The organism is Trinickia symbiotica (assembly GCF_003028655.1).
Taxonomy (GTDB): domain Bacteria; phylum Pseudomonadota; class Gammaproteobacteria; order Burkholderiales; family Burkholderiaceae; genus Trinickia; species Trinickia symbiotica_A.
The window spans coordinates 16,171-32,928 of record NZ_PYUC01000022.1; the positions used below are offsets into that span (position 1 = coordinate 16,171).

Annotated in this window: 17 protein-coding genes; 11 read left to right on the forward strand and 6 right to left on the reverse strand. The window is 66.2% G+C overall.

Features of this window, described 5'->3' with window-relative positions; genetic code table 11:
* Positions 1-23: 23 nt before the first annotated feature.
* The 4 genes from C9I57_RS29350 to C9I57_RS29365 all read right to left on the reverse strand — a co-directional run bounded on the left by C9I57_RS29350 (position 24) and on the right by C9I57_RS29365 (position 1,734).
* Positions 24-761 (reverse strand): EscJ/YscJ/HrcJ family type III secretion inner membrane ring protein, encoded by a 738-nt coding sequence (locus tag C9I57_RS29350; RefSeq protein ID WP_107154048.1) that lies wholly within the window; start codon positions 759-761, stop codon positions 24-26.
* Positions 758-1,105, reverse strand: a complete 348-nt coding sequence (locus tag C9I57_RS29355) for a hypothetical protein (RefSeq protein WP_107154049.1) — start codon at positions 1,103-1,105, stop codon at positions 758-760. The genes C9I57_RS29350 and C9I57_RS29355 overlap by 4 nt, the downstream gene beginning before the upstream one ends.
* Positions 1,106-1,123: 18 nt before the next feature.
* Positions 1,124-1,327 carry a hypothetical protein gene (locus C9I57_RS29360; protein ID WP_107154050.1) on the reverse strand — a complete coding sequence of 68 codons (204 nt, stop codon included), beginning with the start codon at positions 1,325-1,327 and terminating at the stop codon, positions 1,124-1,126.
* 77 nt (positions 1,328-1,404) lie between these two features.
* Positions 1,405-1,734, reverse strand: a complete 330-nt coding sequence (locus tag C9I57_RS29365; protein ID WP_107154051.1) for a hypothetical protein — start codon at positions 1,732-1,734, stop codon at positions 1,405-1,407.
* Positions 1,735-2,006: 272 nt separating this feature from the next.
* Between C9I57_RS29365 and C9I57_RS29370 the strand changes: the two genes are divergently transcribed.
* The 11 genes from C9I57_RS29370 (at position 2,007) to C9I57_RS29420 (ending at position 10,922) form a co-directional block, all read left to right on the forward strand.
* Positions 2,007-2,549, forward strand: a complete 543-nt coding sequence (locus tag C9I57_RS29370; protein ID WP_107154052.1) for an RNA polymerase sigma factor — start codon at positions 2,007-2,009, stop codon at positions 2,547-2,549.
* 86 nt (positions 2,550-2,635) lie between these two features.
* Complete coding sequence (locus C9I57_RS29375) at positions 2,636-2,836, forward strand: hypothetical protein (RefSeq protein ID WP_146166291.1); 201 nt, start codon at positions 2,636-2,638, stop codon at positions 2,834-2,836.
* Between the two features lie 20 nt (positions 2,837-2,856).
* The gene (locus C9I57_RS29380) at positions 2,857-4,473 is read left to right on the forward strand and encodes a secretin N-terminal domain-containing protein (protein ID WP_181321996.1); all 1,617 of its coding nucleotides are present in this window, start codon (positions 2,857-2,859) and stop codon (positions 4,471-4,473) included.
* A gap of 71 nt (positions 4,474-4,544) precedes the next feature.
* Positions 4,545-5,255, forward strand: coding sequence for an FHA domain-containing protein (locus tag C9I57_RS29385; protein WP_107154055.1), 711 nt, complete (start codon positions 4,545-4,547; stop codon positions 5,253-5,255).
* On the forward strand, positions 5,249-6,652 hold the full coding sequence (locus C9I57_RS29390) for a FliI/YscN family ATPase (protein WP_107154056.1): 1,404 nt from the start codon (positions 5,249-5,251) through the stop codon (positions 6,650-6,652). Before C9I57_RS29385 ends, C9I57_RS29390 begins: the two co-directional genes overlap by 7 nt.
* Positions 6,633-7,070, forward strand: a complete 438-nt coding sequence (locus C9I57_RS29395) for a hypothetical protein (protein WP_107154057.1) — start codon at positions 6,633-6,635, stop codon at positions 7,068-7,070. Before C9I57_RS29390 ends, C9I57_RS29395 begins: the two co-directional genes overlap by 20 nt.
* The gene (sctQ, locus tag C9I57_RS29400) at positions 7,067-8,101 is read left to right on the forward strand and encodes a type III secretion system cytoplasmic ring protein SctQ (protein WP_107154058.1); all 1,035 of its coding nucleotides are present in this window, start codon (positions 7,067-7,069) and stop codon (positions 8,099-8,101) included. The genes C9I57_RS29395 and sctQ overlap by 4 nt, the downstream gene beginning before the upstream one ends.
* A complete protein-coding gene (gene sctR / locus C9I57_RS29405; RefSeq protein WP_181321998.1) occupies positions 8,098-8,748 on the forward strand; it encodes a type III secretion system export apparatus subunit SctR in 651 nt (216 codons plus the stop codon). The genes sctQ and sctR overlap by 4 nt, the downstream gene beginning before the upstream one ends.
* 4 nt (positions 8,749-8,752) lie before the next feature.
* On the forward strand, positions 8,753-9,022 hold the full coding sequence (locus tag C9I57_RS29410) for a flagellar biosynthetic protein FliQ (protein ID WP_107154060.1): 270 nt from the start codon (positions 8,753-8,755) through the stop codon (positions 9,020-9,022).
* Positions 9,019-9,813: an EscT/YscT/HrcT family type III secretion system export apparatus protein gene (locus C9I57_RS29415; protein WP_107154061.1), complete on the forward strand. Its 795-nt coding sequence runs from the start codon at positions 9,019-9,021 to the stop codon at positions 9,811-9,813. The genes C9I57_RS29410 and C9I57_RS29415 overlap by 4 nt, the downstream gene beginning before the upstream one ends.
* Positions 9,810-10,922 (forward strand): EscU/YscU/HrcU family type III secretion system export apparatus switch protein, encoded by a 1,113-nt coding sequence (locus C9I57_RS29420; RefSeq protein ID WP_107154062.1) that lies wholly within the window; start codon positions 9,810-9,812, stop codon positions 10,920-10,922. The genes C9I57_RS29415 and C9I57_RS29420 overlap by 4 nt, the downstream gene beginning before the upstream one ends.
* Positions 10,923-10,992: 70 nt before the next feature.
* Here the strand turns inward: C9I57_RS29420 and sctV are convergent, their stop codons facing one another.
* A complete protein-coding gene (gene sctV / locus C9I57_RS29425) occupies positions 10,993-13,209 on the reverse strand; it encodes a type III secretion system export apparatus subunit SctV (protein WP_146166292.1) in 2,217 nt (738 codons plus the stop codon).
* Complete coding sequence (locus C9I57_RS29430) at positions 13,202-16,702, reverse strand: hypothetical protein (protein ID WP_107154064.1); 3,501 nt, start codon at positions 16,700-16,702, stop codon at positions 13,202-13,204. Before C9I57_RS29430 ends, sctV begins: the two co-directional genes overlap by 8 nt.
* Positions 16,703-16,758 lie beyond the last annotated feature (56 nt).

Consider the following 16,758-nt stretch of genomic DNA (forward strand, 5'->3'; position numbering starts at 1 on the left):
CCAGAATCGCGGCCAAGCATTGCTCATCGGTTTTGCCGCCAATACAGGGCGCATGCCGCCGCGCCGAATACGAGCGCGAGGAACGCCGGCACACCGACGAACAGCCACACCGGCCGACGCGGCGACACAAGCGCCGCTGCGACCGCCCCGGAGGCTTCGTGCTCGGTCACGAGGACCACTGCGATCCGGCCGTCGTCTTCCCCGGCCAAGCCCGGCACGCCGTTCTTGACGAACCGCACGATGCCAGGCATGAGCGGAGCCAGGTCGACGTTGCTTCGATGCTTGATCAGCAGTGAAGCCGATGCCGGCGTCAGCGGCATGCCGGGCGCGGGCCGCTCTTGCGGCACCACGCGAGCGCGCGCCGCCACGACGCCGTCGATGTCGAGCATCGTGCTTTCGATTTCCTCCTCGAGCGCATGGATGTAGCGTGCACGGTCTTCGAGCGGCGTCGACATCGCGCCCTTCTTGCCGAAGGCATCGGCGAGCCGCGAACGCGCATGTCGCGGCAATCCCGCGTCGCGCAGCGCCGCGATGGCATCGACGAAATCGGCGTCGGTCACCGAGAGCACGACGCCCTCCTTGCCCTGCCTGCGCGCGACGGCGATGCCGCGCTGACGCAGGGCGGCTTCCGTTTCGTTGGCGCTTTGCATGTCCGGCGCAATATGCAGATCGATGCGCTTGGAGCATGCGCAAAGCGCCAGCAGGACGACGGCCGCAATCGCACGACGCCGGCAGCGCGCGGCGAACGGCCGGCGCGTCATGCCGCCGTGACCAACTGCTTGAGTCCCGCGGCGGTCGCGCCGACGACTCGCGCGGCGCACATGACGTCGATCTGGTAGGCGGCCATGAGGCGCGCGTGCCTGTGCATGGCAAGCACGACCTCGGGACCGGACGCGCCGTGCGCGTGCGCATGGGCAATCTGGCCAGGCAGCTCGGCTGCGCGTCGACGGCCGCGCTCGATTTCGTCGACGCCGCGCACGAGCATCTGCAAAGCCGGCGCTTCATCGATCGATATCAGCGCGTCGGCGAAAGCCGCGCCCGCCAAGACGCCAGCGTCCGCGGACGTTCCCGATAACGGCGGCGAGAAAAGTCGAAGATGGTCCACGCGTTGCCTCTTCGGCCTTCAGGGCTTGAGCTGCGCCGTCAGTTGACGAAGCGAATTGACGAGCTCGGTCGTCATCCGGCCGTGCGCCGATTCGAGCGCGTTGCCCGCGTCGACTCGCCGCTTCTCGAGCGCGAACTCGAGACCCGCGCGCATCGTCTCGTCCACCGCATACGCCTGGCCGGCGCTGCGCGCGGCCATCGATTGCAAACTGTCGATCACCATTGGACCTCCAACCGATCCGTCGATGACGGATGCATGCTCGAGTTCATGCATCCGCCGAAGGTCATGTCAAATCCGGGTTAGAACTGAATGCCCTGGGCCGCCTTATGGACGGCGTTTTGCACCTTGTTGCCCGAATCAAGGTGCCCGCTCGCGATGCTGTTCGCGGTGTCGGCCAACATCTTTTGAATATTGGCCTGCGTTTGCATTTCCATCGTCTGCAATTGCGTTTCCTGCTGACGTCGCAACAAGCCCTGCATTTGATCGAGGGCCTTCGCTGAATCGGCACCGGCGGCATGCGTCGACGCCGCCGATTGCGAAGATCCCGAGATCGCCGAGACGACCGTACCGGCCAGCGACGCCAACGCGCCGACCGTCTGCAAAGCGGGAACAACGGCTGCAATGGTCATGATTGGACCCCCTTGACGAAAGAGAAAACTCGGCACTCTTCCGACGCCGGCGCGATACCGGCGCGGAATTGGAGCGTTAGTAACGGCAGATGAGCGAGCGGTTCCGCATAGCGGCGAAAACGCTTGCCTGACCGCGCGAACACGAGGTCGTGCCGCGAGCCGAACGGCGCGCCGAACGTAATGTCGTCCGATTTTTATATCAAAATTGACGCACGAGAGCGCGACGTCTCGATCATTGCGCCATTGCAGCTTGATCGAGGCTCGATCACATCATGATTTCGACGCTTTCGGATGGGACCCGTCGCTTTGCCGACTCTGACGCGTCCGTCGAATTCGACGACTGGTACCGCGCGCACCGGCAGGCGATCTACCGGTTCATCGCGCGGCGCGTGCGAAGCGCCGAGGACGCGGAGGACATCCTTCAGTCCACCTACCTTGGCGCCTGGGAGAATCGCGCGTCGTATCGCGGCACGGCGCAGCCCAGGACATGGCTCATCGCCATCGCGCTGAATGTGGCGCGCAACCACGTGAGCCGCGCTTCGGATTATCGGTTCGTCGTCGAGCGCATCGACGACCACGAGGAAGCCCTCGTCGATACGCGCGGTCCCGAACTGCGCCTGTCGGTCAAGCAGAGCCTCGCCAAATTCCTCGAATTCGCGCAGTCTCTGCCGCCCGAGCAGCAACGGATGATCGAGCTGCTTTTTCTCGACGACGTCAGCTACGTCGAAGTCGCCGCCATGCTCGGGATTCCCGTCGGCACGGTTCGCTCGCGACTTTCGAGGTTGCGCGCCAAGCTCGAGAAGCACTTTTCCTGAGCCGCGAGTACACCCGGATCGGTTGATCGCTCGGTCGGCCGCGCTCGCACATTCACCTTCTTTTGCTCTCGTCGATCACCATGGACATGAATCTCACCGAACTTCAACTCCTACGCGCGATGCAGCACGCCGATCGCGTCCGCCACTCGATGTCGCCGACCGACGTCCGGCAGTGGCAGCGCTACGTCGAAGCGTTGCGCGGCGTCTCGCTCGCGAACTGGAGCGCGACGACGGACGTGCAGATGCGGTTCGCGCTGCTGCGCAGCGTATTGAACGAGATCCGCTGACCATGGCGCTGGCGCACGACATGACGCGTTCCCTGCCGCGCTGGCCAGCCTGGTGGCTCGCCGCCATTGTCGCCGTCTTGCTGCTCCCTCCATTCGGCGTCACGGCCGGGACCGCAAGCGCGACCGAACCGACGCATACAGCCGGCACCGCAAGCGCCGGTCTGTCCGCACCCTATGCCTATCGGGCAACGAACCGCTCGCCGCTGGAGATATTGCGGCACTTCGCCGGCGATCACGGTCTTTCACTGCGTGTCGCGCCAGCGGCGAACGGCCGCGCGCCATCATGGAACGGTGCCCGTCTCGACGGCTGGATTCGCGCAGAAAGCGGACGCGACTTTCTCGAACAGCTCGCGAACGCCCACCGATTTGATTGGTTCGTCGCCAACCGGACGCTGCATGTCAGCGCGCGCGTCGATTCGATCGTCGAGCGGATCCCGCTTCACGGCATTTCGGCCGATGCGGCGCGGGCAGCGCTCGCGGCCGTCGGGCTTTACGACGAACGCTTCGGCTGGGGTGCGCTAACCGCGCAAGACGCGGTGCTGATCTCCGGTCCTCGCGAATACATCGCGCTCGTGAAACGCTTTCTCACCGTGCGATCCGCGCCGAGCGCGGCCGCGTCGCGCGCCGAGCCGATGATCTTCCCGCTTCGCTACGCGCCCGCGACGGACGCGGACGGCCTCGATGCAGGCGACAGAACGAGACCCGGCGCCGCGTCGATCATCCGGCAGCTCGTCGCTCGCGACGCAGCCGACGACGCCCCGGCCTTTTTCGTGCCGGCGCTCGAACCGGCGGCCGCGCCCGGTGTCCGCCAGCCAGCGTCCGCGAGCGTCGACGGGCTCGCCCACTTGTTCGGCATCTCGCCGCCCGTGCCGGCTTTGCCGCCGCTGCCGTCGTCGCGCTCCCCGTCGATGCGGCTCGCGGCGACGCGCGCAACGGCCGCGCGCGAAGCCGATGCCGTCGTGATCGGCGACGAGCGCAGCAACACCGTCATCGTATGGGGCGATCCGGCGTTGCGCGGCCCACTCGAGCGCATCGTCGAAGCGCTCGATCAGCCCATGCCAATGGTCTCGATGGAAGTGCTCGTGCTCGAGACCGACGATGGGACGTTACGTTCACTCGCGCAAGGCCCCGCGCACCGCCGGGCCGACGCGGACGAAATCGACACCGAACGCTTGCGAGCCGGTTTCGACGCGGAGCTCTCGCATGCGCTCGAGGCTCAACGCGCCAAGGTGCTCAATCGCCAGACCCTTGTCGGCTTCGCCAATCAACACGTCACGCTCGCTCTCGGTGCCGAGGAGTCGCATCGCGGCGCGCCGTTGCGCGGGGGAGACGCCGCCGGCGAATTCGACGACAACGCCAGCGGCCGCGCGGGTCATCGCGGCGACGCGCTCGATCTGGTCGCCCGCCCGTTGCCGGCGCAGCCGCCGGGGCCTTCGGCCATTGCCGTCGACGTGAGACTCCTCATGGCACAGCCGACCGGCCTGCCCGGGCAGGAGTGGAGTACCACGACAAGCGTGCGGCTGAGAACGGCCATCGCCCTCGAGGGCGGCGGCGCGCCGCGGCTCCTCACGAGCTACCCCGTGGCGACGTCGCGCGACCGGCAGCGCGCGATTTTCATCAGTGCGAGCGCGCTCTAGTCGCGCCCCAACACCACGGACACCACGGATAGCACAAATACCGCCAGCACGACGAGACGAACCCCGAACCCATGCTCGAACTTCGAATACTCAGCGGCCTGCATCGCGGAGCCGCCTTGCCGCTCGATGGCGACTCGATCCGCCTCGGCAGCGGTAGCGCCAACGACATCGTCCTGACTGACCCAGGCATGCCGGAGCATGGCATCGAGCTTCGCAGGCAAGCCGACGAAGGATGGACGTTGCGCCGTCTCGACGAGAGCCATGAGTCGGCCGCCGCGATCGGCGCCGGGATGCAGATAGAAGTCGGTCCCGTGCTCGTCGGATTCGCGGACGAGACCGATCCCTGGCGCAGCGATGCCGCGCTATCGATTTCGATCGATCGTCCTGCGGCTCCACGCCGAACGGCCGCGCGGCTAGCGAGCCTCGCCGCGCTCTTCGCATTCGCCGCGGCGGCGGCGCTGGTAACCCTCCTCGCAGGGCCTGCCGCGAATGGCTCCGTCGCGCCTCAACCGGCCAGTCGGTCCGGCGGGCGGGACGCCGAGGCCGCGGCGTCGCGGGCCGCCGTGCGCGAAGTGCGGGCCATCCTCCATCCGGCACCCGCAAACGCCGCGTCGCCGCCGTTCGGCGTGCTCAGCGTGCGCGGCGGCGCTCACGGGTTCATCGTGACCGACGACGGGCACGTGCTCGTGCCGGGCAACGTCCTGAGCCAATTCACGCTCGACCGAATCGAGTTGCACCGCATCGTCTTCTCCGGTCCTCATCCTGCCGAACTGTCATGGTGACACGCGATCTGACGCCCTTCGGGGTCACTGTTTCGCATCTCGCTCCCGCGAACGACGTCGAGCCGCGGCTCGCCGCGTGGACCGCGTCCGCGCGCCGACGCATCGACAGTGCCTGCGCGATCGAGGCGTTCGGCCGCATGGAGCGCGTAAGTGCCACGCTGATCGTCGCACGCATGCCCGGGGCCAGGATCGGGGATCTCTGCGAACTGATCGGTTCGCGACGCGGCGGCGCCAAGCCAATGCTGGCGGAAGTCGTCGGGATCGACGGTTCGCACGCTAAGCTCGCTCCGCTCTCGTCGACCGACGGCCTCGCCGCGAATGCGCTCGTACACTCGCTGCGCAAACCGCATGAAGTCGCCGTCGGGGCGGACCTCATCGGGCGCGTGCTGGACGGATTCGGGCGGCCGCTCGGCGAACCCTGCGTCGAGTCGGTCTGCGCACGCCCTTGCAAGCGCGTGCCCGTCCTCGCCGACGCGCCGCTGGCGAGCACGCGTCCCCTGATCGCCGAGCGCGTGACGACGGGTGTCCGCGCGATCGATGCCCTGCTGACGCTCGGACGCGGCCAGCGGGTCGGCCTGTTCGCGGGCCCCGGGTGCGGCAAGACGACGCTGCTCGGCGCGCTCGCGCGCGGGATCGAGGCCGATATCGTCGTCTTCGCGCTCGTCGGCGAGCGCGGCCGCGAGCTCAACGAATTCGTCGAGCGTGAAGTCGATACCGCGCTCGCCGCACGTTCCGTCGTCGTCTGCGCGAGCGCCGATCGTGCGCCGATGGAGCGGGTCCGCGCCGCATTCACCGCGACGGCCATCGCCGACGGCTTTCGCGCCGAGGGAAAGCACGTGCTGCTGCTCGTCGATTCGCTGACGCGCGTCGCCCGCGCGCAACGCGAAATCGGCCTCGCCGCCGGCGAGCCGCCCGGGCGTCAAGCATTGCCGCCCTCCGTCTACTCGATGCTCCCGCGTCTCGTCGAACGAGCGGGGAATACGCCAAGCGGTTCCATCACGGCGATCTACACCGTGCTCGTCGAATCGGAGGCATCCGACGCGATCGCCGAGGAAGCGCGGTCCTTGCTCGACGGACATCTGGTGCTCTCGCATGAGCTTGCGGCGAAGGGTCATTTCCCCGCGATCGACATTCTCGCGAGCCTGAGCCGCACGATGAACGCGGTCGTCGACGATGCGCAAAGGCGCGATGCCGAACGTCTGCGAGCGCTGCTTGCGCGCTATCGCGAGCTCGAGTTGCTGCTGGCGCTCGGCGAATACGAGGCGGGCCACGACGAGCAAAACGACGAGGCCATAGCGCGGCATCCTCGCCTCATCGAATTTCTGCGACAAGACCTCGGCAGTCCGTCTTCCTGGAACGACACACTGGAGCGATTGGATGCCGCACTCCGTCGCTGAGATTCATTGCTGGCGAGCCCTGCGTGCACGCAACGAGGCGCGCTTGATCCGAGCACGCCAAAGCGTGGCGGCGGCCGCGCGCGCGTCAGCAGCCGCGCTCGCCTCACTCGATGCGGCGCGCGCCGCATTCGAGCAAGCCGCGCACGAAGCGAGCAAGCGGCGGCACGAGATCGAACGCGGCATGCGTGCGCGGTACGACTTCCTTCAGCGCGCCGATTTATATCGCGCCACTGACGCTTACGCGAGCCTCGAGCGGATGAGAGATGCCGCTCGCGCGAAGCTCGCCGACGCTCGGACGGCGCATGACGATGCGTGCAGGACGCTCGAAGACGCGCGGGCAAGGCTGACTCCGCTGCTGCGCCGTCGCGAGAAATATCGATTGGCGCTAAGCCGACTCCGTATTGGAGCCTCATCATGACGACGAGCGGCTATCGGCGGCTCGCGCCTCGACGCGTCGATACGGCAATGCGGTCGGCGCGCCGCCTGCTGCGGACGTATTGGACCGAGCTCGCGCTCGAAGACGGCACGATCACGCAGTGGCATTTGTCCACCGATTCGCCGCAGTGCACCGCGCCGGATCAGGGCCTGCCCGTATCGACGCGCTTCGGCCCGACAATTTGGCTCGACTATCGTGCGCTGTTGCTGGCCCTCACGGGCATCGACATCGACACCGCGCCCACTCAGTCCGCGCGCACCGCATTCATCCGATATGCCGTCGCGTCGCTACCTGAATCGCTATGCACCGCCCTCGGCGACCCCGTCCTCGAAGGCGACGCGCACGGCATGCATCGGGACGCGCCGATGGTCGCGAACCTGCGCTGCGAAACAAAATCGATCCGCCTCGCGATGCGGCTCCTGATCCACGCGGACGCCCTCGTCGCGTTGATCGAACACGGGCCGTGGCGCCCCGCGCCGACGCTGCCGCCCGCCTGGCTGATCGCGCTTCCAAGTCGCACGCGCGTCGTCGCGGGCGAGTTGACGCTGCCCGCCGCGCGATTCTCGCAGCTGCGACGCGCCGATGTGATCGTCCTGCCTGACAGCGCATTCGACGTTGCGGGGAACGGTCACATTCGCATCTTCGATCGTCTTGCCGAAGTCCGGTGGCTCGACGACCGCCATTGCTTCGAGGTTCAACGAATGTCGCCAGAAGACACCTCCTCCCCTTCCGCTCCCCAAGCCGAGACAGCGCCAGCCGACGCCGGCGCGGACATGACCGCTCTGCCGGTGCGCCTGTCGTTTTCGCTCGGCGCATTGTCATTGCCGATGGGCGAAGTCGCGGCCATTCGCGCCGGTACCTTGCTGCGTCTCGAAGGTGGCTTGCCGCCGAGCGTGCGCATCGAGGCGAACGGTGTGCCGCTCGGCTACGGAGAACTCGTCGATCTCGATGGCCGGCTCGCTGTCGAAATCGTCGAATGGCCGCGGGTGGATTCCGGGCCGCAATCGCCATGACATTCGACCAGCATCCGCTCGGCCTGCTCGTCCTGTTGGGCGTCCTATCGCTGTTGCCGCTGATCGCGATCACGACGACGTCCTTTCTCAAGATATCGGTCGTGCTGATCCTCGTTCGACATGCGCTCGGCGTGCAGCAAGCGCCGCCCACGATGGCGCTCAACGCGATCGCGCTCGCCGTCACGATGTTCGTCATGGCGCCGACGTTCGAGGCGTCCTTCGCGATCGCGCGCGACGGGGCACCGCAATCGACGGGCCGCGAGCAAGTGGCCTATGCGCTCGCCGTCGCGGAGCCTCTGCGCCAGTTCATGTTGCGCAATACGCGGCCCGAGCAACGCGAGCGCTTTCTCGACATCGCGCGCCGTGGCTCGCCTGCCTCGGCAAAACCATCGGCGCGCGCCGACGACTGGACCATCCTCGTACCGGCTTTCGTCGTCTCCGAGCTCCAGGCGGCATTCGAGATCGGCCTGCTCCTCTTCGTGCCTTTTGTCGTCATCGATTTACTCGTCTCGAACGTGTTACTGGCGATGGGCATGCAAATGGTGCCGCCGATCATGGTTTCGCTGCCGCTCAAGCTGCTGCTCTTCGTCGTCGCCGACGGCTGGGGCAAGCTGCTGCACGCGCTCGCGATTTCTTACCGGAGTTGAGCCCTTGCCCGAGACACTCGCGCTTCTCGAGCAGGCGCTCCTCTTCGCGTTCAAGGTCTCGCTCGCGCTCGTGCTCGGCGCCGCATGCGCGGCAATCGCGACCTCGGTCGTGCTGACCGCGTTTCAGATCCAGGATCAGGCGTTGCCGTTCGCGGTGAAGCTGATCGTCGTCTGCGTGGGGCTCGCGGCCGCGGCCCGGTCGATCGGCTACGAAATGCTCGGCATCGTCGAGCAGGCGTTCGCGCTCGTGGCCTCGTCGGGTGTTTCGCCATGATGATCGAGTTCGCGGCCGTCGCTCTTCCCTACGTCCTCTCGCTCGGCCTCGCCGCCGCGCGCTGGGTGCCGGCGCTGATACTCGTTCCCGCTTTCTCGCCGCAAGCGTTGTCGGTGTCCACGCGCGGCGCCATCGCTCTAGCGCTCGCCCTGCCTGTCGCTCCGTCGATGCTGCCCCTGCTGCAAGCAGCGCCACTGCCATCAGTGGTGCTCGCCCTCCTTGCGGGAAAAGAGCTTGCGCTCGGTTTCGTCATCGCGGCGACGCTCGCGGTCCCCCTATGGGCCATCGAAGCGGTCGGCGTCTATGTCGACTATCAGCGCGGCGCCAATCCTCAAGCGCTCGACCCGGGGGCATCGCCCGACGCGTCGACGACCGCGCTCGTACTGCAGCGTGCATCGTGTGTCTACCTGATGCAGGCGGGCGCCTTTCATTCTCTGCTCGGCGCGGTCTATGCGAGCTTCGCCGTCTGGCCGCCGCTCGAGCTTCTACCCTCGCTCCCGGACAACCTATGGCAAACGGTCGAGCCGCTCTTGCGCGGCCTTGTCGGTTTCACGGCGACGCTCGCGCTGCCTTATTTGCTCGCGCTCGGTCTCATCGAGGGCTCATTCGCACTGCTCGCGCGCGCGAATCCGCGCTTTCCCGCGTACGTGGCCGCGCTGCCGTTCAAAAGCGTCGCTGCGCTGCTGCTCGTCGCGTTGAGCCTGCCAACGGCGCTACAAGCCGTGCATGACGTCGTCGCGGGCCACGCCGACGCAATCGCTGGAACCGCTCCAAACGCCAGCTCGAAATGAGCGAAAAACCTCTTCCGCCAACCGAAAAGCGGCTGCGCGATGCTCGCGACAAGGGGGATGTACCGCGCAGCGAGCCGCTCGCGGCGTGGTTTGCCATGGCGTTTGCCACCGAGGCGGTGTTCGCCTCGCTCGACATCGCTTGCGGCGCGTTGTTGGACATCATCCATTCAACGTTCAACGCGCTCGAGGAGCCTCACATCGTCGTCGCCGTTGCGCGATCCGCGACGAACGGCGCGCGACTCCTCGTGAGCGCGCTTGCCGTCGTGGCCGGCTCCGCCGTGATCGGCGCTATCGTCGCGGCATGGATATGCGGCGGCGGCCTGCGCTTTGCCCCGAAAGCGTTGAAGCCTTCATCAAAGCGCATGAACCCGCTGACGCACTTCAAACAGATGCTTTCGGCAAAGCATCTGACCGACGTCCTGCTCTCCGTTATCACCGCGCTCGCGATCGGCCTCGTCGGGTATGCCGCTCTCTTCCATCGGATGCCGCTTTTCCTCGCGGTGCTCGACTGGCAATCGGTCGAACACGCCTGGCGAGCAGGCGTCGATACGCTGCACGCGCTGGTGCGCACGCTGCTCGCGGCATCGATCACGCCGGCGGCCATCAGTGCGCTCGTCGCCAAGCGTCACTACCTGCGCAGGTTGAGCATGTCGCATCACGAAGCGAAAGAGGAGCTCAAGCAGACTGCCGGCGACCCGCTCGTGCGCGCGCGTCAACGCGCGTCGCGGCTCGAATCGGCAGCGGCGGTGCACCCCGTCGACGCCAACACGATGACCGGCTGTGTACTCGTCACGAATCCCGAGCATCTCGCGGTCTTGCTCTACTATGAAGGCGACGAGCGGGCGGCCCCGGTCATCGTCGAGAAGGGCTCCGGCGCCGCAGCCGAGCGCATGGCCGAGGCCGCGGGAACGCGGAACGTGCCCATCTTCCGCTTCAGAAAGCTTGCCCGCCATCTCTACGAGCATGGCACGACGAACTCGATGATCCCGCCCGACTGCTACCGAACCATCGCAATCGTCTATCGGCTTGCCGACGAGATGCGATCGCTAGGCGTGCGCGCTGTCGATCCGGTAGAAATCGACGATGCGCTCTTCGACGACGGCGTGTAGTACCTAGTTGCAACGGTCGATCCGCCGCGCTCCAATCGCGGCGCAGTCTGAGGGCGATGCCGCGGCCGACTCACGACGCAGGTTGTGATCCGTCCGTTGCCGACTTGTCGCTGCCCGCCCTGATCATGCCGATCGAGCGCACTCGCTGCGTCGCCGTCAGTTCCGTATAGCTGAGCACGTGCAGATCGAACCAAGTATCACGAACCAGTTGGCGGAGCGGGCGGCGCAGGTCCTGCGCCGTCAGGATGACAGGAGCCGAGCGATGCCGGCCGGCCGAGGCCGCGAACGTCCTGGCCTGCATGGACAGCGACTCCACCGTCTCGTGGTCCACGGCAAGGACGGCTCCCTGCGCCGTTTGCCGCAGTGAAGCGCGCAGCTTGTCCTCCAGATCGCGTTCGAGAAGCAGCGCGTAAAGCAAGCCGTTCTCGGCGAATTCCTGGCAGATCTGACCGGAAAGCGCCTGGCGTACATGCTCGGCCAAGATCGGCGATTCCTTTTCCCGAGTGGCCCAACTCACGAGTGTTTCGACGATCTCCTTCACGTTGCGCAACGAAACGCGCTCCGATACGAGGAGCCGCAGCACTTCGGCGAAACGCGGCAGCGACAGCGCCTGCGCGAGCTCCTTGGCGGCGGCCGGCATTTCGCGCTGAAGCCAACCGAACAAGAGCTGCGCCTCATGAACGCCCACGAACTGCGCCGCGTGACGTTGCAAAAGCTGCGCGAAGAGCCGCGAGAAATATTCGATGGCGCCGATGCCCTCAGCGGCGACGGAGTCTCGAGAGGCGAGCCGTGCTCGCTCGATCCACACCGCGCCTTCGATGAGCGGGTAGGTCTGGAGCTCAGCGTGAGCGCGAAGCGATTCGTCGAGGCTCTTTTCCGACACGCAGAGGCAGTCCCACTGTAGCCGCCCGTGCGCCGCGACGACCTCCTGAATGGCGATTTCGTAGGCATCGCCGTCGAGTCGAGCCACGCCCTCGATCTCGAGCTGGGGCACGGTCAAGCCGTAGCGCATCACGATCTCATTGCGCGTGCGGCGCGCCGCACGGACAAGCGCGGCAAAGCGTTCGTCGCGCAAGATCGCGGGCGAGACAGAGACGACGATCTGGCGGATCGGGATGATCTCGCGCACATCGTACTCGTCGGGAATCGGCATTTCGGCGCCGCCCGAGCTCGCGGCCGAACCCGCGCCCGCCGCCCCGAGCCCCGCGTGGGACGCAGTGGCGAGGCGCCGGCGCGCGGCCGCGTCGCGTCGCAGCCGTGCCGCCCCCTCGAGCAACATCGCCGCCGCGAGTGAAACGAACATCGGCCATGGCATTCCTGGCACAACGGCGAACAGCGCGGCCATGCAGCCCGCGATGATCCAGGCCGCGGGGGCCGCTCGAACCTGCTCGACGATTTCGCCGCCCACCGTCCGAGACCGCGCCGCGTCCTCGCCGCCGCGCGTAATCAAGACGGCTGCGGCGATCGAAATCAATAGCGCCGGTATTTGCGCGACGAGCGCGTTGCCGATCGTCAGAATCGCGTAGCGCTGCAGGGCGTCGGCGAGAGCCAGGCCGTTCTGCGTGACACCGATCGTGACGCCGGCGGTCAAATTCACGAAGACGATGACGAATCCCGCGAGCGCATCGCCTTTGACGAACTTCATCGCGCCATCCATCGCGCCGTGCATGCGGCTTTCCCGCGCGAGCTCGCCGCGCAGATGCTGCGCCGTCTCGGGTCTCGCGAATCCCGCCCGCACATCGGCATCGATCGCCATCTGCCGACCAGGCATCGAGTCGAGCGAGAAACGCGCGGCGACTTCGGCCACGCGTTCCGCGCCTTTGGTGATGACGAGGAACTGCACGACGGCAACGACGAGAAAGACGATCGCGCCGACGACGACGTTGTCGCCCGCGACGAACCGGCCGAAAGTTTCGACGATCGCGCCCGCGTCCGCGGAGAGCAGGATCGAGCGACTCGTGCTGATCTCGATTCCAAGACGAAAGAGCGTGGTGAACAACAGCACGACTGGAAAGCTCGAGAACGCGACCGCGCTCGGCACGTATAGCGCCAGAGCGACCAGCAGCACGGCCGCGGTGACATTGACTGCGATCAGCGCATCGATGATGAGCGTCGGTAGCGGCAACACCATCATGAATATCACCAGCGCAACGAGAACGGCGACGACGGCATCGCTGCGCTCGCCGATGCGAGCGAGCCAGCGGCTCGCCGGCTCGAAGACGCGTGTGGCCCATTCGAAGGCGGGAACGCGCGCCCGCATCGTTCGACGGTGACCGGAATCAGCCACGATTCAGGTATTTGTCTTCGATCGCCGCACTACGCGCAGCCGACGTTTGATAGGCAGCCAAGCGTGCCTCGGCAGCGCTGTCGCCGGCGGTCGCGAGCGCCGCCGAGAGCTGCCGCGGGTAGTGGAAACCCGCTTCCGCCAGCACCGCGTCCGTCAGATAGACGGCCGCGCCGCGATTCGTATATGTCTCGCCGGGCGCCAACCTGTCGAAGCCGCCGATTGCGCGAACCATGTCGTACGTCAGCTTGCGCTCGAACTCCACGTCTCGCACTCCGAGCGAGCTCAAATACCGCATCTCGCCGTCGCGCACATAGATCTCCTTCGCGGCGGCGGACAAGGGTTGACGCGACGCTCCTTGCGCGATCGTATCGGCGGGCGCATGGCTGTCGAGCATGATTCGCCAGATCGCTGGCGCGTCCGCCGCCGAATCGATGACCGGCATCCGATCGAACAAGTGGCGGAACGTGGGACTCTTGTGGTAAAGGCGCCGATAGAAGTCGATCACCGTCTTGGCGTCGGAGGCCGCTACCTCGACCGAGGTGCTCGCTTCGGCAAAGAATCCGAAGTTCCGCGCAAACTTCGTTTCGAATTCATCCATCAAGAAAAAGATATCGTCCTCCCCCGCCGCGACCTCGAGCACCGTTTCTCTCGCCCCGCGCACGGTCACACGCGAATTGACCGGCACACCCTCGACGAGACTGTCCGCGGGCACCGACCGCGGCTTGCCGTCCAGCAACGGATCGAGATAGCGGTTCTCCTCATGCGCCGCATGCATGGCTGCGTCGCGATGGTATTCGATCGTTTCGCGCGGCTCCATGCCGGGCAGCGAGTTCTGCCGACGATACATGACTTGCTCGGCGAATGCATAGCCGCCCTCGCTGAGGATCTTGTCGGTCAAATAGACGACCGGGCCCCGGTTCAGCATGTCGAGCATGCGCTCGGGATCGCGCGCTTCGGTCAGCGCATGGATCGTTTCATGCAGATAGACCTGCTCCCGCGACATCGGCCGAAGCCCGCTTGCCGTCATGTACTCCATGGTCTCGAGCGTCTCGTCCCTCGGCATGTAGATCCGCTTATGTTCGAAGTCGGTATAAGCCTTCGTCGGCGAGCCGAGCGGGCCGACCTCACCGACCCGTACCTCCCATTTTTTGAAAGGGTTGCGCGTGTCGTTGCTCGCGCGGCCGTTCACATCGTCGAAGCGGTTCACGAGTCGTCTGAACGTGGGACTCCTGTCGTAGAGTTTGCGGCAAAACGCTTTGAAGTCGAACGCCGAAGCCTGCGAGCCCGCCGATCGATATTCGAAGTTCGATTCGAAAACTCGGTCGAAGTCGCGAGGCTCCAGACTATTCGCCCTTTTGACGAGATCCTTGACGCTCTTGACCGTCAGTCGCGCTTCGGGATCGGCACCACGAATCGCGGTTGTGTCGCCGCTCGCGCGCTCGACTGGTTCGTTACGCGGACTCAGCTTGCCCGACAGCGGATCGCGTTCGAGCGGCGCGCGCGTGGGCAGGCGACGGCCCGAGCGCCATCCCACTTCGAAACAGGCGTCGCCATCGATCGTCACCGGCACGATGCGGTTCTCATGCTCGAGATGAACCACGTCGTAGTCGCGCCATTTGACATGTCGTTTTCCGTTGCGAACACGCTTCGCGAGGCTTCGATGAACGAGGGGAATGTCGCCGTCCTCGACAGCGATGTCGACGGGATCCGCCGCGGCCTCGACCATGAGCGGATGGGTCGTGACATCCACCGTCGAAGTATCGAGTCGCGATACGACATGCCTCATTTTCGGGACGACAGGATGCGTGCGACGCAATGCGGCGGCATCGCCGCCAGCCCCCATGCCCAAGTCGAACAGGTCGATGCCGAGAAAGAGGACCCCGAACGCCGCACGGGCCGCGTCGTGATGACGCACTCCCTCTTCGATGTTATAGATCGGCCCTGCGACGGGCACCATGTTGATCCAGGTCTCCGCCCCCCTCACCCACGCACGGTGCGCTTCCGTCTCGGCTTGCAGGCCGCTCGCGATCCGCCGCACCTCCTCATCCAGCGCTTGGGCGGTAGGGCGCAGGTCTTTCGCCCACAGGTTCTCGCGAGCTCTCGCGACGACCCACGCATCGGTTGCGAGGCCTTCGTTGAACCGCTCTTCGGCACGCTGCAGCTCGTCGCGCGGCACGATCTGGACGTCCGCGGCCAACCTCATCCGCGATCCGACGAGCCCGCTCCAGTCAGCGCGATCGAGAAACTCGTCGATCCGGTCGCCATACGCAGTCTTCGTCAGATTCGGGTTGTCCCCCGGGATGACATAGTTGCGCGACTCGTCGATCTCGTCGTCGGTCAGGCCGTGTCCGCGCAAGATCTCGGCCGCGGCCTCGCGGCGAGCGAACCGCGGGGCGGCGCCGAACACCGCGAGCAATCGTTCGTTGCCATACGCGATCAGCGCATCCAAGCGCGACCGCTGGTCGCTGCCGGGGCTCATCAGTTCGACCCCGTCGGTGCGGGCGAGATGGGCGGCATACAGAAGCCGCGGATGATAGGGATAGGAGCGATCCGCGGCCCAATCCCGCTCCGCCTGTTGAAACGCCTTCAGCAAGGCCGCAGGGCTCTCGAATCGCATCGGGGACGGCTTGCCGCGAAAGCTTTGCAGGCGAAGCAGCGCCGTGGCGAGCGAATGCTCCGGCGTACCGATCGGGTAAGCGGTGCTTTCGCCCATCTGCGTGAACTTCTTTTCGAGAAGGCGCCGCTTCTCGTCGACAGTCAGCGAGGCGAACGCAGGGTCGGCCGATACGCTCGGCAGCGCCGCAAGCTCATCGAAGGTCTTGTGCCGTGCGTGACGAATCGCGAAGCCGTCGAAAAACGGCGTCTGCTGCCCGGTCTTTCCGGGAGGTGCGGCGAGCGCGGCGAGCGCGCGCCGCTTCGCGTAGTCATCGCGCAACGCCGCGACGAACTCCGATCGCAACGTGGCAAGCGGTACTGTCGCCGCGGACTCGGCCTGGCCGGCATCGGCGCCTTTTCGCAGCTGATGGTAGAGCACGGCCGCAGTGTCCATGACGCGTTCGTCCTCAAGCAGCGAAGGATCGAGGCTCAGCTCGAACTCGGGCGATATCGGTCGATGGTCGTGGTCGGAAACGGCGCGAAGCAGCTGGCTCGGACTATCGGCATAGGGTGCCGCCTTTTCGAGATCGATCCATTCGCGCAACGTCGAGTCGATTGTCTGCCGTTGCAGGGCGTCGCTTCGCGCGCGTGAAGCCGGGGTTGCGTCGCCGGGCGGGACGGCGACGCGGACCGGTTCGGTCGCGGTCTGCGCCGCGATCGAGCGGCGCAGCCTGTCCGCTATCGCGCGCTCGGCCCATTGGTGGCGCTCGGCAGGCACGCCGCCGACATCGGAGCGCTCGACGGCGGGTTCTCCCTCGGTCGTGTCCTGATCGACTTCCACCCAATTCGCGTTCGACGTCAATCCCGACGCGGACGCTCCCGTGATCGCAATGTGCATGACTCACTCTCCTTGTTGACACCCGCCTGGGCGGATCGAATCGGAGCCGCAACAGT

Coding starts and splice junctions, on each gene's coding strand:
- C9I57_RS29375 (WP_146166291.1), top strand. CDS start 2,636: ATGAATCTCACCGAACTTCAACTCCTACGCGCGATGCAGCACGCCGAT.
- C9I57_RS29370 (WP_107154052.1), top strand. CDS start 2,007: ATGATTTCGACGCTTTCGGATGGGACCCGTCGCTTTGCCGACTCTGAC.
- C9I57_RS29415 (WP_107154061.1), top strand. CDS start 9,019: ATGATGATCGAGTTCGCGGCCGTCGCTCTTCCCTACGTCCTCTCGCTC.
- sctQ (WP_107154058.1), top strand. CDS start 7,067: ATGACGACGAGCGGCTATCGGCGGCTCGCGCCTCGACGCGTCGATACG.
- sctR (WP_181321998.1), top strand. CDS start 8,098: ATGACATTCGACCAGCATCCGCTCGGCCTGCTCGTCCTGTTGGGCGTC.
- C9I57_RS29430 (WP_107154064.1), bottom strand. CDS start 16,702: ATGCACATTGCGATCACGGGAGCGTCCGCGTCGGGATTGACGTCGAAC.
- C9I57_RS29385 (WP_107154055.1), top strand. CDS start 4,545: ATGCTCGAACTTCGAATACTCAGCGGCCTGCATCGCGGAGCCGCCTTG.
- C9I57_RS29365 (WP_107154051.1), bottom strand. CDS start 1,734: ATGACCATTGCAGCCGTTGTTCCCGCTTTGCAGACGGTCGGCGCGTTG.
- C9I57_RS29350 (WP_107154048.1), bottom strand. CDS start 761: ATGACGCGCCGGCCGTTCGCCGCGCGCTGCCGGCGTCGTGCGATTGCG.
- C9I57_RS29395 (WP_107154057.1), top strand. CDS start 6,633: ATGCCGCACTCCGTCGCTGAGATTCATTGCTGGCGAGCCCTGCGTGCA.
- C9I57_RS29420 (WP_107154062.1), top strand. CDS start 9,810: ATGAGCGAAAAACCTCTTCCGCCAACCGAAAAGCGGCTGCGCGATGCT.
- C9I57_RS29360 (WP_107154050.1), bottom strand. CDS start 1,327: ATGGTGATCGACAGTTTGCAATCGATGGCCGCGCGCAGCGCCGGCCAG.
- C9I57_RS29380 (WP_181321996.1), top strand. CDS start 2,857: ATGACGCGTTCCCTGCCGCGCTGGCCAGCCTGGTGGCTCGCCGCCATT.
- C9I57_RS29390 (WP_107154056.1), top strand. CDS start 5,249: ATGGTGACACGCGATCTGACGCCCTTCGGGGTCACTGTTTCGCATCTC.